This window comes from Streptomyces sp. NPDC093586, from assembly GCF_044764905.1.
Taxonomy (GTDB): Bacteria; Actinomycetota; Actinomycetes; order Streptomycetales; family Streptomycetaceae; genus Streptomyces.
This window is the reverse complement of record NZ_JBIWJA010000001.1, coordinates 1-19040: the sequence shown is the minus strand read 5'-3', so window position 1 is coordinate 19040 and position 19040 is coordinate 1. Positions and strand designations below refer to the sequence as shown.

Here is a 19040-nt window from a genome sequence, read left to right as displayed (position 1 = left end):
CAGTTCGTGAACCATCGGATGCGGCACCGTCGGCCCGGACGGACTCCGTTCCCCGCGCGGGCCGACCGGTGACCGACGGGCCGGCGGCGTCCCCGACCGGATCCGGACCCGCGTCGCCGGCACGGGACGGTGGTCCTGCCGCACGCGCGAGCCTGCCGGCCGCCGCGGCCGGCAGGCTGCGTCTGGTGTGGCGGTGGTGGGAAGCGCGCCCTGCCGTCATCAGGGACCGCGAGTTCGCACTCGTCTTCACGGTCCTGTCGTTCACGCCCCCGATGTCGCGGATCGGGGCGCAGTTCGGTGACCTGCCCGTCCACGAGGCCTCCGTCGCGAGCGCGCTGCTGACCTTGGGGCAGACCCTGCCGATCGCGGTGCGGACCCGGTGGCCGGCTGTGTGCCTCGCGATGGCGGGCACGTCCTTCGCGGTCCACCAGTCCATCGGCTCCCCTGCGACCTTCGGCAGTCTGGGTCTGTACATCGCGCTGTACTCCGTAGGCGCCCACCAGGAACGCTTCCGGCGGGCCGTACCACTGACGGCCACGGGCGGATACCTGCTCTTCTGCGTCGTCCTGCGCACACTGGGCTCGCCCGCCCGCCTGATCGACTTCCTGCTCTACTACCTGGTCCTGGTGACGATGTGGGGACTGGGCACCCTGGTCCGCAGGCAGCGGAGGCAGGAGGCCACGCGTCGGCGCCTGTCCGCGCAGGTGGCCATCGCCGAGGAACGCAGCCGCCTGGCACGGGAGTTGCACGATGTGGTGACCCACCACGTGACCGCCATGGTGGTCCAGTCCGGCGCGGCTCAGTACCTCACCGGGGCGCCGGACCGGCTCAATGAAGCCCTCGTCGCCATCAACGGCACCGGCCGCCGGGCACTGGCCGAACTCCGTTTCCTCCTCGGCGTGCTGGAGGCGACCGGCGAGTCGGGGGCCGGGGGGCCGGTGCCGGGCCTGGTGCCTGATCTGGTGGAGCAGACACGGGCGGGCGGCCAGCCCGTCGAGCTGATCGAGGAAGGCCGGCAGCCGGCCACGGCCGTGGGCGCCCGGCTCGCGGCCTATCGCGTCGTGCAGGAATCCCTCACGAATGCCGTGAAGTACGCCGCGGGCCACCGGACGCTGGTACGGCTCGCGCACACCCCCGATTGGACGGAGGTCGAGGTCACCACCGCCGGCGCGGCCGACGGCACCGCCGAGTCCGCCGCCCTCCGCGACGGCGGCCCGCACATCTCGGGAGGCCGGGGCCTGACCGGGCTGCGGGAGCGGGTGGAGGCGCTGGGCGGCGAGTTCGCAGCGGGTTTCCGCCCGGAGGGCGGGTTCCGCGTGCACGCGCGCATCCCCGCGGGAGGTTCCGCGTGAGTGTTCGTCCCGCTCCGATCAGGGTGCTGGTCTGCGACGACCAGGCCCTCGTGCGCACCGGCTTCGTCACGATCCTCTCCGCCCAGCCCGATATGGAGGTCGTGGGGGAGGCCACGGACGGCCGGGCGGCGATCCGCAGCGCCAGGGAGCTGGAGCCGGACGTCGTCGTCATGGACATCCGCATGCCCCTGCTCGACGGGATAGAGGCCACGCGCCACCTGGCCGGCCCCGCTTCCCCCAGCCCCGCGAAGATCCTGATCGTCACCACGTTCAACGTCGACGCGTACGTGTACGAGGCCCTGCGTGCCGGCGCCAGCGGCTTCCTGCTGAAGGACGCCGCACCGCCCGAGCTGATCAACGCGGTCCGCACCATCGCCCGCGGCGAGTCCCTTCTGTCCCCCGTGGTCACCCGCACCCTGATCGGCCGCCACGCCGAACGTCTGCGCCCCGCCGCCGCCCCCGCGTCCCCCGATCTCGAACGCCTCAAGGTCCTCACCAGCCGCGAGCGCGAGGTCCTCCTCCTGGTCAGCGAGGGCCTGTCGAACGCGGAGATCGCCGCCGAGATGGTCATCAGCCCGGAGACCGTGAAGACCTACGTCTCCCGCATCCTCACCAAACTGGACCTTCGCGATCGCGTCCAGGCGGTGGTCCTGGCGTACCGGGCCGGCCTGGCAGGGGGCGGCGACCGGGGCTGAGCGACTGGTGATCCACGGCGAGGTGTCCGAGGTGGTGAAGCCGGCCGACCGCTGCGGCTCCGGCCCGCCGTCACTTCCGTGGCCGGGGTCCGTGGCACCGTGTCAGGTCGACGTGCGCGTCCCCTCGGAGCGGTTCTGGCGGCGGGTGTACAGGTGGTTCCGGCGCTTGGCCGAGCGGAGGAGCATGACCGTGGGCACCGCGCACACGATGATCGCGAAGATGCTGGCCTCCGGCCCGAAGTCACCTCCGGTGACCGCGGTGGGACCTGACAGCACGCCGTGGAGCAGCCCGGCGGGCATGTCCTCGTTACCGGAGACCGTGACACCGAAGATGCCGCTCAGAGCGAAGTTCCAGCCCAGGTGCAGGCCGATCGGCAGCCACAGGGTGCGGGTGGCGGCGTAGGCGGCGCCGAGCATCAGGCCGGCCTCCATGGCGATGGCCAGCGCACCCCACACGGTGGCGCCGGAGTTCACCAGGTGCAGCGCCCCGAACAGGACACCCGAGAGCGCCAGGGCGCCAGTCGTGCCCATGAGTTGTTCGACGAGGCGGAAGACGATGCCCCGGAAGAGGATCTCCTCGACGACGGCGATCCCCGCCATCATCCCCAGGATGGTGAACGCGCCCCCGAGGGAGACCCCGCCCTTCGTGCCGTATCCGCCGAACAGAGCGATCAGCGCGAGCGTCACGAGGAAGAGCCCGACCCCGACGGCGGTGCCGCGGCGCAGGCCGGACCGGGCCGCGGCGGGATCCAGTTCGTACACGGGGCGCTGTTCGAGGAACCGTACCGCCGCCGCGTAGACCGTCAGGGCGATCACCCCGGCCGCCGCACCGAACAGCAGGGACAGCACCGGGTTGTCCCCCGCCACGCTCCTCATCCCCGCCGCGAGCCCCGTCACCAGGACGAACAGCACCACCATCACCACCAGCCGCACCCAGGCCGGCCGCACCCGGCGCGTCGGCTCGAACGGTGACTGCGAGAACTGGCGCTTCGTCCATCGCACCGACGGTGTGTCCCACGGCGACATGATGCTTCCCATCCTTGACCGGCGGCCGAGCCGCCCCTGTATCAAGGGGAACGCTATGGGCGGCAGGCACCACGAAACCTCCCCTTGAGGTGGACAACGCGTGTAGCTCGCACGGGGGACAACGACGTACCCGCACCGGCATGGAGGCGGCTGCCCTTCGGCGCACCATGCGCCGACTTTCGTCACCCCGCCGTAGACCGACGGCCGACAGCGGTCGCCATACGCCCTCGACACAGTGGGCGGAATGGAGAAGACCAGCACAGGCACGCAAGGCAAGGGCATCAGCCGGGCCCGGTTCCTGGCGGGGGCGGCAGCGGTGGGCTTCGCGGGGGCGGCCATCCCGGCGGCCGGCGCACAGGCGGGCGAAGCGGAAGCCGGTCGACGACGCGGCCTGACCCGCCGGGGCGTCGTCTACACCGTCGGCGCGGGGGAGACCCCGGGCACGGCCTGGGACGCCGCCCGTATGCGCGCGGACATCCGAGCCATCCGCCGCGACCTGCACGCCAACACCGTGGACGTGACCGGCGACGGCGTGGAACGCCTCACCGCCACCGCGGCCGAGGCCGCCGAACAGGGCCTGCACGTCTGGTTCCAGCCGACCCTCGGTGACGTCCCGCAGCGCGACATCCTGGAACACCTCGCCGAGTGCGGCCGGTTCGCGCGACGACTGCGCCGCCAGGGCGCGAGCGTGGAACTCAGCGTCGGCTGCGAGTTCTGGCTGTTCGTCCCGGGCATCGTCCCCGGCGAGACGGCCACGGAACGCATCGAGAACCTGCAGAGCGGCAACGTCGACTTCGAGCGGATGCAGAGCCGACTGGACGCCTTCACCGCGAAGGCGGCAGCGGTCGGCCGCTCCGTCTTCGACGGCCGGATCGGCTACGCCGCCGCCCAGGACGACGACGTCGACTGGACCCTCTTCGACGTGGTCGGTATCGACTACTACGCGTACCACCCCCGCCCCGCCGACCACGTCCGCGAACTGCGCCGCCATCTGCGCTGGGGCAAGCCCTTGGCGATCACGGAGTTCGGCACGTGCGCCTACGAAGGCGCGCCGGAGGCGGGCGGCATGGGCTGGGCCGTCGTCGACTACGACAAGGACCCGCCGGAGGTCCAGGGCGGCCTGGTACGCAGTGAACGCACCCAGGCCGCCTACCTGACTGACCTGCTGTCGGTCTTCGAGTCGATGGGCCTGTACGCGGCGATGGCCTTCGAATTCCTCACCCCGGACGCACCGCACACGCCCGGCGACCCGCTCCACGACCTCGACATGGTGAGCTACGCCATCACCAAGCCCGTCAAGGACCGCCCCGACGACCCGGCCTCCCCCTGGCACTGGGAACCGAAGGAGGCCTTCCACGCCCTGGCCCGCCGTTACGGCCGGGACTGCCAGGCGGGGAGTCGAGCGATCCGGAGCTGAGCGTGCAGCTCACGTCGGCCTGTGGCCGCCCCTTCACTCGGGTCGTGGAAGCACGACACCGGCAAAGAAGCGGGCGGCCCCCACGGTGCGTACGAACTCCGTCCAGGCCGCCGGCCCGACCACGACCACCGGCCCGTCGGCCACCTTGCTGTCCCGGACGGGCACGACGCCGGGGACTCCGTCGGCGACCTCGACGCAGTCCTCGCCGCCGCTCCCGCCGCTGTAGCTGCTCTTGCGCCAGCGAGCGCTGGTCAGGTCGTACCTGCGCATTGTCTGTAGCCCGCCGCCGCCGCCTCGATCATGTCCAGGGACGTCTCCAGTGGCAGAGCCATGCCCCTGAGAAGATCGTAATCCGCTCGTACGCGCTTCACTACTGCCGGATCGTCCAGCAGACTGCCCGACAGCACGCCCTCTGTATAGACCGTCGGCGGAGCGTCATCGAACTCCATGAGCTTCATCGACTTGCCCATTTGCGGGTGCGCTCCGGTGGAGAACGGCAGTACCTGAGCCAACATCTTGCGGCTGCGCACCAACTCCGTGACATGTTCGAGTTGCTGGGCCATCACGGCTGGGGAGCCGACCGGAACACGCAGTACGGCCTCGTGCAGGAGAGCCCAATACACGGGGCGTGCAGCGCCCTTGAGGAGCCGTGTGCGGTCCATGCGGAGACCGACCATCTCCTCGATCCACTCGTCTGCCGCCGGCGGATTACTCGCCAGGTAGAGCGCGCGAGCGTACCCCGGCGTCTGCAAGAGCCCTGGGATTACGGCCGGCGCCCACTCGCGGATACCCGTCGCCAGCCGCTCCAGCTCCGCCGCATGCGCGAAGTACTCCGCGTACCTTTTCTCCTTGATGAGTTACCGCCAGAGCCGTTCGAAAAAACCGTCGGTTTGCAGCGACTCGTCAATCCGCTGCGCCACATCCAACTGCGGTTTTCGAATCGCCTGTTCGAACTGTCCGATGTAGCCGCCGGAGACGAATACCCGCTGTCCCAGCTCGGCCTGGGTGATCCCGGCGTCCTCCCGTCGCCGCTCGAGTTCCGTACCGAAGAACTCCCAGGCCGCCTGCCGCGAACCATTGGCCATGACCAAACCCCCTGCACTGACCCGCACTTGTAGTGCGCGGACCCCTGCCGAGGGTAGACACGGAGAGGCATTCTGTAGACACGAAGAGTGAAACCGAAAAGGGAAGGGGAACACAGTGGAGGCGGCACACTCGGCGCTCTGCGCCGAAGAAGCGGAGGAGACGTTGAAAGAATTGCGCGCGGCACTCGCGGAGGCCGGAATTATTCTTCCCTCCCTCGGGATCGACCCGGTGAGTCTTGCGCGGGAGGCACCCTGTCCGCTCATCGAATTGGGGCGATGCTCCGTGGAGACCGCGCGGCGCCTCGCGGCGGCGCTGCGGTGATGCCGGCGATCGGTTCCTACGCGGTCGACACCCGCACCGGACGGGTCGGCGTCGTCATGGGGCACGAGGGGCCGTACGTCCAGATGCGGCCGTACGGCGGGGGCCGGGAGTGGGACGCCGAGCCGGGTGACGTGCGCCACGCCACCCTGGCCGAGCGGCTCAGCGCGGCGACGGCGTACGCCAACGCGCGAAGTCGTGGCGAGGTGCCCTGAGGCATGCGGGAGAATGGACTCCATGAGTCTGTTCCGCGACGACGGCATCGTGCTGCGCACCCAGAAGCTGGGTGAGGCGGACCGGATCATCACGTTGCTCACACGCGGTCACGGACGCGTACGCGCCGTGGCGCGCGGGGTCCGCCGCACCAAGTCGAAGTTCGGGGCGCGGCTGGAGCCGTTCTCGCACGTGGACGTGCAGTTCTTCTCGAAGGGCAGCGAGCTGGTCGGACGCGGGCTGCCGCTGTGCACGCAGAGCGAGACCATCGCGCCGTACGGCGGCGGGATCGTCACGGACTACGGCCGGTACACCGCCGGGACGGCCATGCTGGAGACCGCCGAGCGGTTCACGGACCACGAGGGCGAGCCGGCCGTCCAGCAGTACCTGCTGCTGGTCGGCGCGCTGCGGACCCTCGCCCGGGGCGAGCACGCGCCGAACCTCGTCCTGGACGCGTTCCTGCTGCGCTCCCTCGCCGTGAACGGGTACGCGCCGACCTTCGGCGACTGCGCGAAGTGCGGCATGCCGGGACCGAACCGGTTCTTCTCGGTCGGATCGGGCGGCTCCGTCTGCGCCGACTGCCGGGTGCCCGGCAGCGTCGTACCCTCACCGCAGGCCCTGGAACTGCTCGGCGCGCTCCTCACGGGAGACTGGGGGACCGCGGACGCGTGCGAGGCGCGCTACGTCCGGGAGGGCAGCGGGCTGGTGTCCGCGTACCTGCACTGGCACCTGGAGCGCGGCCTGCGTTCCCTGCGGTACGTCGAGAAGACCTAGACGAAGTCCTGGACACAGGCAGAGCACGAGGAGACGAGAGACACATGGCCGTACGCGGTTTCCTGGGGCGTCAGCGCCGGGAGTACAAGGCGCCGGAACCGCACCCGTCCGGTGCGCGGCCCCCGGCCCTCGGCGAGCTGGTGCCGGAGCATGTGGCGATCGTCATGGACGGCAACGGGCGCTGGGCCAAGGAGCGCGGGCTGCCGCGCACCGAGGGGCACAAGGTCGGTGCCGAGCAGGTCATGGACGTCCTGCAGGGGGCGATCGAGATCGGCGTCGGGAACGTCTCGCTGTACGCCTTCTCCACCGAGAACTGGAAGCGCTCGCCGGACGAGGTGCGCTTCCTGATGAACTTCAACCGCGACTTCATCCGCAAGTCCCGCGACACCCTCGACGGGCTCGGGGTGCGGGTGCGCTGGGCGGGGCGGATGCCCAGGCTGTGGAAGTCGGTGGCCAAGGAGCTGCAGATCGCCCAGGAGCAGACCAAGGACAACGACCGGCTCACGCTGTACTTCTGCATGAACTACGGCGGCCGCGCGGAGATCGCGGACGCGGCGAAGGCGCTCGCCGAGGACGTGCGGGCGGGGCGGCTCGACCCGTCGAAGGTCGACGAGAAGACCCTCGCGAAGTACCTGTACTACCCGGACATGCCGGACGTGGACCTGTTCCTGCGGCCGAGCGGGGAGCAGCGGACGTCGAACTACCTGATCTGGCAGAGCGCGTACGCCGAGATGGTCTTCCAGGACGTGCTGTGGCCGGACTTCGACCGGCGTGACCTGTGGCGGGCGTGCCTGGAGTTCGCCTCCCGCGACCGCCGCTTCGGCGGGGCCATCCCCAACGAGGAACTGCTCGCCATGGAGGGCAAGCAGCCCTGAGCCCCGGAACGCCCCGCCGGCCCCGGCGCTACGATCACGGCTCGTCGCCGAGGAACCGGAGGAGGGGCCGTGGCCGAGAAGCACGGCGTGGGGCTGGACGAGGACACCGTCGAGCTGGAGTTCGTACAGCTGCGTGAGGACATGAAGGACGCCGTACGACTGGTGCTGCGCAAGCGGGGCGCGTCGGCCCGGATCCTCCACCACACCGCCTTCCTCGGTCTCGTCGTGGCGGCGGGCGCGACGCTCGCCGTCCTCGGCGGGTGGACCGGCATGGCGGCCGGCGTGGGCTGTGGGCTGGGCCTCGTTGTCTGGGGCGTGGTGATGTTCTGCGTCCCCGGAATCTCGGCCGGCCGCATGATCGAGGCCAACGGGCATCACGGTCTGATCCGGGTGACCGTAGGGACCCAGGGCGTGCACATGGTCAGCGAGCACGCCGAACTGCATTCCGGCTGGGAGAGTTACGGCAGTTGGGCGGAGTCCGACCGCGTCTTCGTGCTGCGCAGCCCCGACCGGGCCGGGAACTGCGCGCTGGTGCTGGTGAAGCAGGGCGCCCGGACACCACAGGACGTCGACCGGCTGCGGGCGATCCTCGGCAGTCGGCTGGCCCGCGCCTGAATCCACGGGCGGGACGGCCGGGATGCGAAGGCCGGACGGCCGGGCCCCTGAGCGGGGACCCGGCCGTCCGGCCGTTTCGCGGGCTCAGGCGTCGCCGGCCGCCGCGCAGTCCGCGCAGGTGCCGAAGATCTCCACGGTGTGCGCGACGTTGACGTATCCGTGCTCGGCGGCGATGGCCTCCGCCCACGTCTCCACGGCGGGGCCCTCGACCTCGACCGCCTTGCCGCAGATCCGGCACACCAGGTGGTGGTGGTGGTCGTCGCTGGAGCAGCGGCGGTAGACGGACTCGCCGTCCGCGGTGCGCAGGACGTCGACCTCGCCGGCGTCGGCGAGGGACTGCAGGGTGCGGTAGACCGTGGTGAGCCCCACCGAGTCGCCCTTGTGCTTGAGCATGTCGTGGAGCTCCTGCGCGCTGCGGAACTCCTCGACCTCCTGCAGGGCCGCCGCCACGGCGGCCCGCTGCCGGGTGGCGCGGCCCTTCACGGGCGGTCCAGCGGTCGTCACGGGGTGCCTCCTCACGTCTGCACTGCCGGGGCCATTGTGCCAGCCCGGGCTGTCGGCGGTCAGGCGCCGACTTCGTCGCCGGCGCCCCGGGTGGCCGGAATCCGGCACTCGGCGGGATCCGCGGCGGACCGGGCGAGGGCGGCGGCCCGCGCGCGTCGCCGGGCCAGCGGGGTGGCCAGCGCGGTCAGCGCGACGAACGCGGCGATGGTGAGCAGCACGATCGTCGCGCCGGGCGGCACGTCCTGGTAGTAGGACGTCACCGTGCCGCCGATCGTCACGGTCACGCCGATGGCGACGGCGATCGCGAAGGTCGCGGCGAAGCTGCGGCTGAGCTGCTGGGCGGCGGCCACCGGGACCACCATCAGCGCGGAGACCAGCAGCAGGCCGACGACGCGCATCGCGACCGTGACCGTGACCGCGGCCGTGACGGCGGTCAGCAGGTTCAGCGCGCGCACCGGCAGGCCGGTGACCCGGGCGAACTCCTCGTCCTGGCTGACGGCGAAGAGCTGCCGGCGCAGGCCCAGGGTGACCAGCACCACGAAGGCGGCCAGGAGGCAGATCGCGGTCACGTCGGACTCGGAGACCGTCGACAGCGAGCCGAAGAGGTACGAGGTGAGGTTGGCGTTGGAGCCCGTCGGCGCGAGGTTGATGAACATCACGCCGCCGGCCATGCCGCCGTAGAAGAGCATGGCGAGGGCGATGTCGCCGCGGGTGCGGCCGTACCAGCGGATCAGCTCCATGAGGACGGCGCCGAGGACGGAGACCAGGGTCGCCATCCACACCGGGGACCAGGAGAGCAGGAAGCCGAGGCCGACGCCGGTCATGGCCACGTGGCCGATGCCGTCGCCCATGAGGGCCTGGCGGCGCTGGACGAGGTAGATGCCGACGGCGGGGGCGGTGATGCCGACCAGGACGGCCGCCAGCAGCGCCCGCTGCATGAAGGCGTAGTTCAACAGTTCCATCAGCTCAGCAGTCCTGTGCGCATCGGTTCGGCGCCCGCGGGTGCGTGCGGGTGTACGTGGTCGTGGCCGGGCAGGGCGTGCTGGCCGACGGCCTTCGGGGGCGGGCCGTCGTGCAGGACGCAGCCGTCGCGCAGGACGACGGCCCGGTCGATCAGGGGCTCCAGGGGGCCCAGCTCGTGCAGGACGAGCAGGACGGTGGCGCCGGCCGCGACCTGCTCGCGCAGCGTGGCGGCCAGGACCTCCTGGCTGGCCAGGTCGACGCCCGCCATCGGCTCGTCCATGATCAGCAGCTCGGGCTCGGAGGCGAGCGCGCGGGCGATCAGCACGCGCTGGTGCTGGCCGCCGGAGAGGGCGTTCACGGAGTCCTTGGCGCGGTCGGCCATGCCGACCAGGTCGAGGGCCCGGCGCACGGCCTCGTGGTCGGCCTTGCGCAGCACGCCGAAGCGGGCGCGGGAGAGCCGGCCGGAGGAGACGACCTCGGTCACCGTCGCGGGCACGCCGCCCGCGGCCGTGGTGCGCTGCGGGACGTAGCCCACGCGCGCCCAGTCGCGGAACCGGCGCCGCGGGGTGCCGAACAGCTCGATCTCCCCGGCGACGGCCGGCACCTGGCCGATGACCGTGCGCACGGCCGTGGACTTGCCCGAGCCGTTGGCGCCGAGCAGGGCGACGACCTCGCCGCGGCGCACGGTGAGGTCGATGCCGCGCAGGACGGGGCGCGAACCGAGGTCCGCGCGGACGCCGCGCAGTGCGATGACGGGCTCGGTCATGCCACCCTCCATCTGGTCGTCCCGGCCGGTCACTTGGCGCCCAGGGCCGTCTGCAGGGCCTTGAGGTTGGCTTCCATGACCTGGAAGTAGTCGTCGCCCCGGGACTTCTCGGTGATGCCCTCGATCGGATCGAGGACGTCCGTCTCGAGGTTCGCGTCCTTGGCGACGGTCTTCGCGGTCTTGTCGCTGACGAGCGTCTCGTAGAAGACGGTGGAGACGCCGTCGGCCTTCGCCATGTTCGCAAGGTCCTTGATCCGGGCGGCGCTGGGCTCGGACTCGGGGTCGAGGCCGCTGATGGCCTCCTCGGTGAGGCCGTAGCGCTCGGCGAGGTAGCCGAAGGCGGCGTGCGTGGTGATGAAGACCTTGGTCTTCGTGTCCTTCAGGCCGGTCTCGAACTTCGTGTTCAGGTCGCCGAGCCTCTTGACCAGGGCCTCGGTGTTCTTCTTGTAGTCGGCGGCGTGGTCGGGGTCGGCCTTCTCGAAGGCCTTGCCGACGCCCTCGGCGACCTCGGCGTACTTGACCGGGTCGAGCCAGATGTGGGGGTCCTTGCCGCCGGCTTCCCCGCCGTGGTCGTGGCCGTGCCCGTCCTCCTCGGCCGCGTGGTCGTGCTCGGCCGCGTGGCCGCCGACCTCCTCGCCGTGCTCCTCCAGGGAGGTCAGGGAGGCCGCGTCGATCTTCGTCCTGATCCCGGACTGGGTGACGGCCTCGTCGACGGCGGGCTGCAGGCCCTTGAGGTAGAGCGCGGCGTCCGACTCCTCCAGCTGGGCGCGCTGCTTGGTGCTGACCTCGAGGTCGTGCGGCTCCTGGCCGGGCTGGGTGAGGCTGGTGACGTTCACGTGGTCGCCGCCGATCTGCTCGGCGAGGAAGGCCATGGGGTAGAACGACGCGACGACGTCGAACTTGTCCGTGCTGCCCGCCGCCGCGCTGTCGCTGGAGCAGGCCGAGAGAGTCGCGAGGCCGAGAGCGGTGGCCGCGGTGACCGCTATGCCGGATATGGAGCGTCGTCGTACGTTCATGACACTCATTTTCAACGATTCTGGAAACCGTTGTCAACAAGCCCCCGAACGGCCCCCGATTTGGCCGGGGGGCGTCCCGCGCCGGTAACCTGAGGCATTCTCTGGAAGCATCTCGCTTCGTCGCCCGTCGTCGTAATGAAGAGAGCACCGTGGCCGCCGACAAGATCGACACCATCGTCAGCCTGAGCAAGCGCCGTGGCTTCGTATTCCCCTGCAGTGAGATCTACGGCGGTCAGCGCGCCGCCTGGGACTACGGTCCGCTGGGTGTCGAGCTCAAGGAGAACCTGAAGCGCCAGTGGTGGCGCTACATGGTCACCTCGCGCGAGGACGTCGTCGGTATCGACTCGTCCGTGATCCTGGCCCCCGAGGTCTGGGTCGCCTCCGGCCACGTCGCCACCTTCACGGACCCGCTGACCGAGTGCACCTCCTGCCACAAGCGGTTCCGCGCGGACCACCTGGAGGAGGCGTACGAGGAGAAGAAGGGCCACGCCCCCGAGAACGGCCTCGCCGACCTCAACTGCCCCAACTGCGGCAACAAGGGCACCTTCACCGAGCCCAAGCAGTTCTCCGGCCTCCTCTCCACCCACCTCGGCCCGACCCAGGACAGCGGCTCCGTCGCCTACCTGCGGCCCGAGACCGCGCAGGGCATCTTCACCAACTTCGCCCAGGTGCAGACCACCTCGCGCCGCAAGCCGCCGTTCGGCATCGCCCAGATGGGCAAGTCCTTCCGCAACGAGATCACGCCCGGCAACTTCATCTTCCGCACCCGCGAGTTCGAGCAGATGGAGATGGAGTTCTTCGTCAAGCCGGGCGAGGACGAGAAGTGGCAGGAGTACTGGATGGAGCAGCGCTGGAACTGGTACACCGGCCTCGGCATGCGTGAAGAGAACATGCGCTGGTACGAGCACCCGAAGGAGAAGCTCTCCCACTACTCCAAGCGCACCGCCGACATCGAGTACCGCTTCCAGTTCGGCGGCAGCGAGTGGGGCGAGCTGGAGGGTGTCGCCAACCGCACCGACTACGACCTCGGCGCGCACTCCAAGGCCTCCGGCCAGGACCTCTCCTACTTCGACCAGGAGGCCGGCGAGCGCTGGACGCCGTACGTCATCGAGCCGGCGGCCGGTGTCGGCCGGGCGATGCTCGCCTTCCTGCTCGACGCCTTCGTCGAGGACGAGGCACCGAACGCCAAGGGCAAGATGGAGAAGCGCGCCGTGCTGCGCCTCGACCCGCGTCTGGCGCCGGTGAAGGTCGCGGTGCTGCCGCTGTCCCGCAACCCGGAGCTGTCGCCCAAGGCCAAGGGTCTCGCCCAGGCGCTGCGGCAGAACTGGAACATCGAGTTCGACGACGCCGGCGCGATCGGGCGCCGTTACCGCCGCCAGGACGAGATCGGTACGCCGTTCTGCGTCACCGTCGACTTCGACACGCTGGACGACAACGCGGTGACCGTGCGCGAGCGGGACACGATGAAGCAGGAGCGGGTGTCTCTCGACCAGATCGAGGGGTACCTCGCGTCGCGGCTCGTCGGCTGCTGACGTTCTTCGTCGCGGGCGTACCAGGGGGCTCCGCCCCCCGTACCCCCGGCCTTCGCCCACCCTCCACCCGCCTCGGCCGGGTGGGGGGTGGGCCTTTTCGTGTCGACGGTCCGCCGGGCGGTGACAATTCAATGAATGACAGATATTGAAATCTGTCAGCTGTCATGCCAGGGTGGGTGTCATGACGATGAACACGCGCGCCCTCGGAACCACCGGCCCCCGGGTCTCCGCCCTCGGTCTCGGCTGCATGGGCATGTCCGCGCTCTACGGCGACGCGGACCGGGCCGAGTCGATCGCCACGATCCACGCCGCCCTCGAGGCGGGCGTCACCCTGCTCGACACCGGCGACTTCTACGCCATGGGCCACAACGAGACGCTGATCGGCGAGGCCCTGCGCGCCGCGCCCGCCGCCCGCCGCGAACAGGCCCTGGTCAGCGTCAAGTTCGGCGCCCTGCGCGACCCCGACGGCGGCTGGTCGGGATACGACGGCCGCCCCGCCGCCGTGAAGAACTTCGCCGCCTACTCGCTCCAGCGCCTCGGCGTCGACCACATCGACGTCTACCGCATCGCCCGCCTCGACCCGGACGTGCCGGTCGAGGAGACGGTCGGCGCCATCGCGGAACTCGTCGAGAAGGGCCATGTGCGCCACATCGGCCTCAGCGAGGTCGGCGCGGAGACGATCCGCCGCGCCGCCGCCACCGCGCCGGTCTCCGACCTCCAGATCGAGTACTCCCTCATCTCCCGCGGCATCGAGGACGAGATCCTGCCGGCCACCCGCGAACTGGGCATCGGCGTCACCGCGTACGGGGTCCTCTCGCGCGGACTGATCTCCGGCCACTTCACCCGCGACCGGCAGCTCGCCCCGACCGACTTCCGCGCCCACTCACCCCGCTTCCAGGGCGACAACCTCCGGCACAATCTGGACCTCGTCGAGGCCCTGCGGAAGATCGCCGAACAGAAGGGCGTCACCGTCGCCCAGATCGCCATCGCCTGGGTGCTGTCCAGGGGCGAGGACATCGTGCCGCTGGTCGGCGCCCGCACCCGGCAGCGGCTGACCGAGGCGCTCGGCGCCCTGGACGTGACCCTGGACGACGCCGACCTGGCCGCGATCGAGCGCGCCGTCCCGGCCGGCGCCGCCGCCGGTGAGCGCTACCCGGCGGCGCAGATGGCCCACGTCGAACGCTGAACGGCGCCGGGTACGGTCTAGTCCATGGCACCGACCTCCGAGACCCTGACCGCCGAGCGCATCCTCGAAGCCACCGAGGAGGTGCTGCGCCGCCACGGCCCGGCCAAGGCCACCGTGGTCGACGTGGCCCGCGCGCTCGGCGTCAGCCACGGCAGCGTCTACCGGCACTTCCGCACCAAGGCCGCGCTGCGCGAGGCGGTCACCAAGCGGTGGCTGGACCGCACCTCCGAGGCGCTCGCCGGGATCGCCGCCGAGGACCGGGACGCGGAGGGCCGGCTGCGCGACTGGCTGCGGGCCCTGTTCGACGCCAAGCGCCGCAAGGCGGGCGACGACCCCGAGCTGTTCGCCACGTACACGGTGCTGACCGACGAGGCCGGCACCGCGGTCGGCGAACACCTCGCGGACCTCACCGGACAGCTCACCCGGATCGTCCGGGAGGGTGCGGAGACCGGCGTCTTCACCGTGGCCGACCCGGCCGCCGCGGCCCGCGCCGTCTTCCACGCCACGGGCCGCTTCCACGACCCCTGCCACGCGCCCGAGTGGAAGCGGCCGGGTGTGGAGGAGGAGTTCGCGGCCGTCGTCGACCTGCTGGTGCGGGGCCTGCGCGGCTGAGCGTCAGACGCCGGCCGCGTACCGCCAGAAGTCACGCATCAGCGGCGTCGACCGCGGGCCCGTCATGGCCACCTGGGTGAGCAGGACCGCCGTCGTCCCGGTGGCGGGGACCAGGTGGGCCGTGGTGCCGCTGCCGCCGACCCAGCCGTAGCGGCCCGGCACGTTCCACGGCTCCGACCGGTCCACGTCGACCTGGCCGCCGTAGCTTCAGCCCTGGCCGCCGTAGCCCCAGCCCTGGCCGTCCGGGAACAGGCGCGCGGCCCCGCGCTGGACGGCGGTGAGGTGGTCGGTGGTCATGGCGCGGACCGAGGCGGGGGAGAGGACCGCGGCCGCGTCCGGAACTCATCGGCGGCCGGCCGCCTCAGCCGATCGTGCGCGGCAGCCGCAGGCTCAGCAACCCCGTCAGCGCCACCGCCGCCAACTGGACCAGCAGCGTCGTCACCAGCGCGTCCCGCATGCCCAGGCCCGGCACCAGGGACAGGAACAGCGTGCCCAGGGCGGCCACCCCCAGCGCCAGCGACGACTGCTGCGTCGTCATCATGACGCCGCTGCCGACGCCCGCACGGGCGGGCGGCACCTCCGACAGGACGATCCGGAAGACCACGGGGAGCTGGAGCGCCTGCCCGGCCCCGGCGACCGCCGCCCCCGGCATCAGCTCGACCAGCCCGAGGTCCGGCCAGGAACGCCAGGCGGCCAGCGCCATCAGCGCCAGACCCACGCCCTGGAGCACCGCGCCCGCGGGCACCACCCGGCTGCCGTACCGGGCGACCAGCCGGGGACCGGCGAGGGAGACGAGGAAGAACACCACCGCCAGCGGCGCCAGCGCCGTCCCCGCGGCCACCGGACCGAGGCCCGCGCCCTGCTGGAGCGCGACCGCGACGACGAACATGAAACCGCTGAAGCCGACCGAGAACGGCACGATCAGCAGCAGCCCGCGCCGCAGCGAGACGATCGCGAACAGGCTCGGCGGCACCAGCGGCGTACGGCCCGCGCGGTCCGCCCGGCGCTCCACCGCGTAGAACGCCGCCGCCGCGAACGGGAACGCCGCCAGCGACAGCCACGTCCACAGCGGCCAGCCCGCCGCCCGGCCCTCGGTGAGCGGGACCAGCAGGGTCAGGAGCGAGACGGCCAGCAGCACCGTGCCGGCGCCGTCCAGCGGCTCCGGGCGCGCCGAGCGGGTCTCCGGGACCGCGCGGACGGCCAGCAGCAGGCCCGCCAGCACGACCGGGACGTTCACCAGGAACACCGCGCGCCAGCCGGTGCCCGCGATGTCGGCGGCCACCAGGACACCGCCCAGGATCTGGCCGGCCACCATCGACAGGCCGGCCGTGGCCCCGTACAGGCTCATGGCCCTGGCCCGCCGGGGACCGGAGGTGGTCGCCTGGATGGTGGCCAGCACCTGCGGCAGCATCGCGGCGGCCGAGGCGCCCTGCGCCACCCGCGCCGCCACCAGCGTCCAGGCGTCCGGTGCCAGGCCGCACGCCAGCGAGGTCAGGCCGAAGGCGGCCATGCCGCCCAGGAACAGCCGCCGCCGGCCGAACAGGTCGCCGAGCCGGCCGCCGAGGACGAGCAGGACGGCGTACGCCACCCCGTACCCGGCGACGACGAGTTCGAGGACCGACTCGCCCGCGGAGAGGTCCGTGCCGATGGTCGGCAGGGCGACGTTGACGATGAAGAAGTCGACGAGGGGGAGTGCCGCGGCCAGCAGCACCGTGAACAGACCGGGGCCGCTGAGCGCGGGCGGCGCCGAGGCCGCCGGTCGGACGGGACGTGAAGTGATGGTTTCGGTCACGGGATCGAGACTGCTGCGCCCGCCAGGCTGGTACCAGAGTCTCCTTGTCCTGGTAGAAGGAGTACCTGGCAACAGGATCCGGTCGGCGGCACCCTGGAGGCATGACGACGACGGCCCAGGAGAGCGCGGGGGCGGCGGGCCGGACGGCCGCCCGGGAGACGGACCGGGGACCGCGGCCCCCGGAGGCGGAGTCGCGGGTCCGGCGGCACGAACTCGCCGCCTTCCTGCGCAGCCGCCGCGAACGCATCGCCCCCGAACAGGTCGGGCTGCCCCGCGGACGCCGGCGCCGCACCCCGGGGCTGCGCCGCGAGGAGGTCGCCCAGCTCTCGGCCGTCGGCGTCACCTGGTACACGTGGCTCGAGCAGGCCCGCGACATCCAGGTCTCCGTGCAGGTCCTCGACGCCCTCGCCCGCGCGCTGCTGCTCGACCCGACCGAGCGCGCCCACCTCTTCCGGCTGGCCGGGGCCGTCGACCCGACGCCCGCGACCGACTGCCCGTCGGTCACCCCGGCGCTGCGCGCCCTGATGGAGCAGTTCGAGCCGTATCCCGCGTGCATCCAGAACAGCCGGTACGACATCCTCGCCCACAACCGCACCTACGGGCTGCTGCTGTGTGACCTGGACGCGGTGCCGCCCGAGGACCGCAACTGCATGGTCCTGTCCTTCACCCACGCCGAGTGGCGGTCCTCCATCGTCCACCTGGAGGAGACCCAGCGGCTGATGGCCGCCCGGTTCCGCGCCACGATGGCCGGTCATCTCGCCGAGCCCGCCTGGAAGATGCTGCTGAAGCGGCTGCGGGCGGAGTCCCCCGAGTTCCTGGAGGCCTGGGAGCGGTACGAGGTGGTCGCCCACCGCGGCAAGCGCAAGGAGTTCCTCAACCGGTACGTGGGCCGCGTCAGCGTCGACCACACCGACCTGTGGCTCGGACCGGAGTCCGGGCCCCGCATGGTGACGTACGCCCCGGCCGACGAGGTCTCCCGGGAGCGGCTGGAGAGGCTGCACGCGATCGCCCTGGAACGCGGAGCCACATCGCCGGGATGACCGCCCGAAGTGCGGGAACCCGGGGATGTGCGGAAGGTGATGTTCCAGGGTTTCGACAGTTCGCACAGGGCGAGGACAGCCATGGCTGAGCAGAAGACGGCGCAGACGCTGCCGCGACCGTTGCACGCGGCCACATCGGCGCTGCGGAAGGTGCCGGGCGCCGGGACGGTCGGCCGGGTGGCCGAGGGGGCGCTGGACAGGATCGGGGCCGTGTCACCGCGCGGTCGGCGGCTGGCCGTCTACACCGGGGCCGGAGTGCTGGGCGTCGCCGGTGTGGTGGAGTGGCCGGTGGCGCTCACCGGAGCGGCGGTGGCGTGGCTGACGCGGCCGCGTTCGCGGCAGTCGCCTCCGGCGGGGTCGGCCTCCGCCTCCGGCGGGAGCCTGCCGACGGCCACGACGGCGGAGAAGAGGAACGCCGCGAAGAAGACCACGACGGGGAGCGCGGCCACGACGGGGGGCGCGGCCGCGGAGGCCGGCGCCGCCGGGAAGAGCGCCGTGGCGAAGCGGGCCGCGAGCAGGTCGGCGGCGGCGAAGACGGTCGCGGTGAAGACGGCGCGGAGCACGTCGGCCACGGGGAAGACGGCCGTGACCAGGTCGGCCGCCACGAAGACCGCCGCGCAGAAGGCCACCGCGACCGGCACCGCGGCGCGGAAGACCGCCGCCGCCAAGGCCGACGCGGCGAAGGCCACCGCGACCGGGACCGCCGCGAAGAAGAGCACCGCGTCCGGGGCCGCGGCGCAGAAGGCCACCGCGACCGGCACCGCGGCGCGGAAGACCGCCGCCGCCAAGGCCGACGCGGCGAAGAAGAGCGCCGCGAAGGCCACCACCGCGAAGGCCACCACCGCGAGGGGCACGACCGGCAACAGCGCCGCGGGCAGCCGTTCCGCCGTCGGCGGCCGGACCACCGGCGCGGCCGGGAGCAGGAGCCGCAAGGCGGCGTCCGCGTCGCGTACTCGGAAGGCGGGCTGAGAGACAGAGATGGCCGGTGGACTTCTGACGCGTTCCCAGGGCGCCGTCACCGGGATCGTGCTGGCCGGACCCCGTCTGGTCGCGCGCGGCACCGCCCCTGCCGTGGGTGCCGCGGCCGGCGCGGTCGCGGGCACCGCACGGGCCGGTGTGCGCGGCGCGGACTTCGCGGCGCGGGGGGCCCCGGGCGCCCCCGCCCCGCGGCCGGGCGGGCCCCCCCCCAGGCGGGCCGGCCGCCGGGGGCCCCACCCCCGGAAGCCCGCCGCGCCCGCGCCGGTGCGCCGGGCGGGCG

General features: G+C 72.1%; 20 protein-coding genes and 3 pseudogenes. 13 read left to right on the top strand and 10 right to left on the bottom strand.

The annotated features are described in order from the left end of the window. Positions 1-185: 185 nt before the first annotated feature. Both ACIRFH_RS00115 and ACIRFH_RS00110 read left to right on the top strand, forming a co-directional pair. Positions 186-1352 carry a sensor histidine kinase gene (locus ACIRFH_RS00115; RefSeq protein WP_403516043.1) on the top strand — a complete coding sequence of 389 codons (1167 nt, stop codon included), beginning with the start codon at positions 186-188 and terminating at the stop codon, positions 1350-1352. Continuing rightward, positions 1349-2047 carry a response regulator gene (locus ACIRFH_RS00110; RefSeq protein WP_403516040.1) on the top strand — a complete coding sequence of 233 codons (699 nt, stop codon included), beginning with the start codon at positions 1349-1351 and terminating at the stop codon, positions 2045-2047. Before ACIRFH_RS00115 ends, ACIRFH_RS00110 begins: the two co-directional genes overlap by 4 nt. A gap of 102 nt (positions 2048-2149) precedes the next feature. Here ACIRFH_RS00110 and ACIRFH_RS00105 read toward each other — a convergent pair whose 3' ends face one another. Then, the gene (locus ACIRFH_RS00105) at positions 2150-3073 is read right to left on the bottom strand and encodes a lysostaphin resistance A-like protein (RefSeq protein WP_403516037.1); all 924 of its coding nucleotides are present in this window, start codon (positions 3071-3073) and stop codon (positions 2150-2152) included. Positions 3074-3317: 244 nt separating this feature from the next. On the opposite strand from ACIRFH_RS00105, the gene ACIRFH_RS00100 reads away from it, so the two are divergent. Next, positions 3318-4490 (top strand): abortive phage infection protein, encoded by a 1173-nt coding sequence (locus ACIRFH_RS00100; protein WP_403516034.1) that lies wholly within the window; start codon positions 3318-3320, stop codon positions 4488-4490. Between the two features lie 33 nt (positions 4491-4523). Here ACIRFH_RS00100 and ACIRFH_RS00095 read toward each other — a convergent pair whose 3' ends face one another. Beyond that, a complete protein-coding gene (locus tag ACIRFH_RS00095; protein ID WP_403516031.1) occupies positions 4524-4760 on the bottom strand; it encodes a DUF397 domain-containing protein in 237 nt (78 codons plus the stop codon). Continuing rightward, a pseudogene (locus ACIRFH_RS00090) lies at positions 4742-5575 on the bottom strand (Scr1 family TA system antitoxin-like transcriptional regulator). Before ACIRFH_RS00090 ends, ACIRFH_RS00095 begins: the two are co-directional and overlap by 19 nt. A 115-nt stretch (positions 5576-5690) precedes the next feature. On the opposite strand from ACIRFH_RS00090, the gene ACIRFH_RS00085 reads away from it, so the two are divergent. The 5 genes from ACIRFH_RS00085 to ACIRFH_RS00065 all read left to right on the top strand — a co-directional run bounded on the left by ACIRFH_RS00085 (position 5691) and on the right by ACIRFH_RS00065 (position 8371). Beyond that, positions 5691-5897 carry a hypothetical protein gene (locus ACIRFH_RS00085; protein ID WP_403516028.1) on the top strand — a complete coding sequence of 69 codons (207 nt, stop codon included), beginning with the start codon at positions 5691-5693 and terminating at the stop codon, positions 5895-5897. Then, entirely contained in the window at positions 5852-6109 is a 258-nt protein-coding gene (locus ACIRFH_RS00080) for a hypothetical protein (RefSeq protein WP_403516025.1), read from the top strand. Before ACIRFH_RS00085 ends, ACIRFH_RS00080 begins: the two co-directional genes overlap by 46 nt. A 22-nt stretch (positions 6110-6131) precedes the next feature. Then, positions 6132-6881 (top strand): DNA repair protein RecO, encoded by a 750-nt coding sequence (recO, locus tag ACIRFH_RS00075; RefSeq protein WP_403516022.1) that lies wholly within the window; start codon positions 6132-6134, stop codon positions 6879-6881. Positions 6882-6925: 44 nt separating this feature from the next. Continuing rightward, the gene (locus tag ACIRFH_RS00070) at positions 6926-7756 is read left to right on the top strand and encodes an isoprenyl transferase (protein WP_403516019.1); all 831 of its coding nucleotides are present in this window, start codon (positions 6926-6928) and stop codon (positions 7754-7756) included. Positions 7757-7825: 69 nt separating this feature from the next. Next, positions 7826-8371 (top strand): hypothetical protein, encoded by a 546-nt coding sequence (locus ACIRFH_RS00065; RefSeq protein ID WP_403516017.1) that lies wholly within the window; start codon positions 7826-7828, stop codon positions 8369-8371. Positions 8372-8455: 84 nt separating this feature from the next. Here ACIRFH_RS00065 and ACIRFH_RS00060 read toward each other — a convergent pair whose 3' ends face one another. The 4 genes from ACIRFH_RS00060 to ACIRFH_RS00045 are packed head-to-tail and all read right to left on the bottom strand — an operon-like array spanning position 8456 to position 11620. Further along, complete coding sequence (locus tag ACIRFH_RS00060; RefSeq protein WP_403516014.1) at positions 8456-8875, bottom strand: Fur family transcriptional regulator; 420 nt, start codon at positions 8873-8875, stop codon at positions 8456-8458. A 59-nt stretch (positions 8876-8934) separates the two neighbouring features. Further along, positions 8935-9837 (bottom strand): metal ABC transporter permease, encoded by a 903-nt coding sequence (locus tag ACIRFH_RS00055; protein WP_403516011.1) that lies wholly within the window; start codon positions 9835-9837, stop codon positions 8935-8937. Further along, positions 9837-10604, bottom strand: coding sequence for a metal ABC transporter ATP-binding protein (locus ACIRFH_RS00050; RefSeq protein WP_403516009.1), 768 nt, complete (start codon positions 10602-10604; stop codon positions 9837-9839). Before ACIRFH_RS00050 ends, ACIRFH_RS00055 begins: the two co-directional genes overlap by 1 nt. 29 nt (positions 10605-10633) lie before the next feature. Then, positions 10634-11620, bottom strand: a complete 987-nt coding sequence (locus ACIRFH_RS00045) for a zinc ABC transporter substrate-binding protein (RefSeq protein WP_403516007.1) — start codon at positions 11618-11620, stop codon at positions 10634-10636. A 149-nt stretch (positions 11621-11769) separates the two neighbouring features. Between ACIRFH_RS00045 and ACIRFH_RS00040 the strand changes: the two genes are divergently transcribed. The 3 genes from ACIRFH_RS00040 (at position 11770) to ACIRFH_RS00030 (ending at position 14950) form a co-directional block, all read left to right on the top strand. Then, on the top strand, positions 11770-13152 hold the full coding sequence (locus tag ACIRFH_RS00040; protein WP_403516005.1) for a glycine--tRNA ligase: 1383 nt from the start codon (positions 11770-11772) through the stop codon (positions 13150-13152). Between the two features lie 181 nt (positions 13153-13333). After that, a complete protein-coding gene (locus tag ACIRFH_RS00035) occupies positions 13334-14338 on the top strand; it encodes an aldo/keto reductase (protein WP_403516003.1) in 1005 nt (334 codons plus the stop codon). Between the two features lie 24 nt (positions 14339-14362). After that, complete coding sequence (locus ACIRFH_RS00030) at positions 14363-14950, top strand: TetR/AcrR family transcriptional regulator (RefSeq protein ID WP_403516000.1); 588 nt, start codon at positions 14363-14365, stop codon at positions 14948-14950. Between the two features lie 3 nt (positions 14951-14953). On the opposite strand, the pseudogene ACIRFH_RS00025 reads toward ACIRFH_RS00030, so the two are convergent. Both ACIRFH_RS00025 and ACIRFH_RS00020 read right to left on the bottom strand, forming a co-directional pair. Beyond that, a pseudogene (locus tag ACIRFH_RS00025) lies at positions 14954-15274 on the bottom strand (serine hydrolase); the annotation flags it as partial. 37 nt (positions 15275-15311) lie between these two features. After that, positions 15312-16742 carry an MFS transporter gene (locus tag ACIRFH_RS00020; protein ID WP_403515997.1) on the bottom strand — a complete coding sequence of 477 codons (1431 nt, stop codon included), beginning with the start codon at positions 16740-16742 and terminating at the stop codon, positions 15312-15314. A 101-nt stretch (positions 16743-16843) separates the two neighbouring features. On the opposite strand from ACIRFH_RS00020, the gene ACIRFH_RS00015 reads away from it, so the two are divergent. After that, positions 16844-17782 carry a helix-turn-helix domain-containing protein gene (locus ACIRFH_RS00015; protein ID WP_403515994.1) on the top strand — a complete coding sequence of 313 codons (939 nt, stop codon included), beginning with the start codon at positions 16844-16846 and terminating at the stop codon, positions 17780-17782. A 239-nt stretch (positions 17783-18021) separates the two neighbouring features. Here ACIRFH_RS00015 and ACIRFH_RS00010 read toward each other — a convergent pair whose 3' ends face one another. After that, entirely contained in the window at positions 18022-18714 is a 693-nt protein-coding gene (locus ACIRFH_RS00010; RefSeq protein WP_403515991.1) for a hypothetical protein, read from the bottom strand. 46 nt (positions 18715-18760) lie between these two features. Here ACIRFH_RS00010 and ACIRFH_RS00005 point away from each other — a divergent pair. Beyond that, a pseudogene (locus ACIRFH_RS00005) lies at positions 18761-19040 on the top strand (hypothetical protein); the annotation flags it as partial.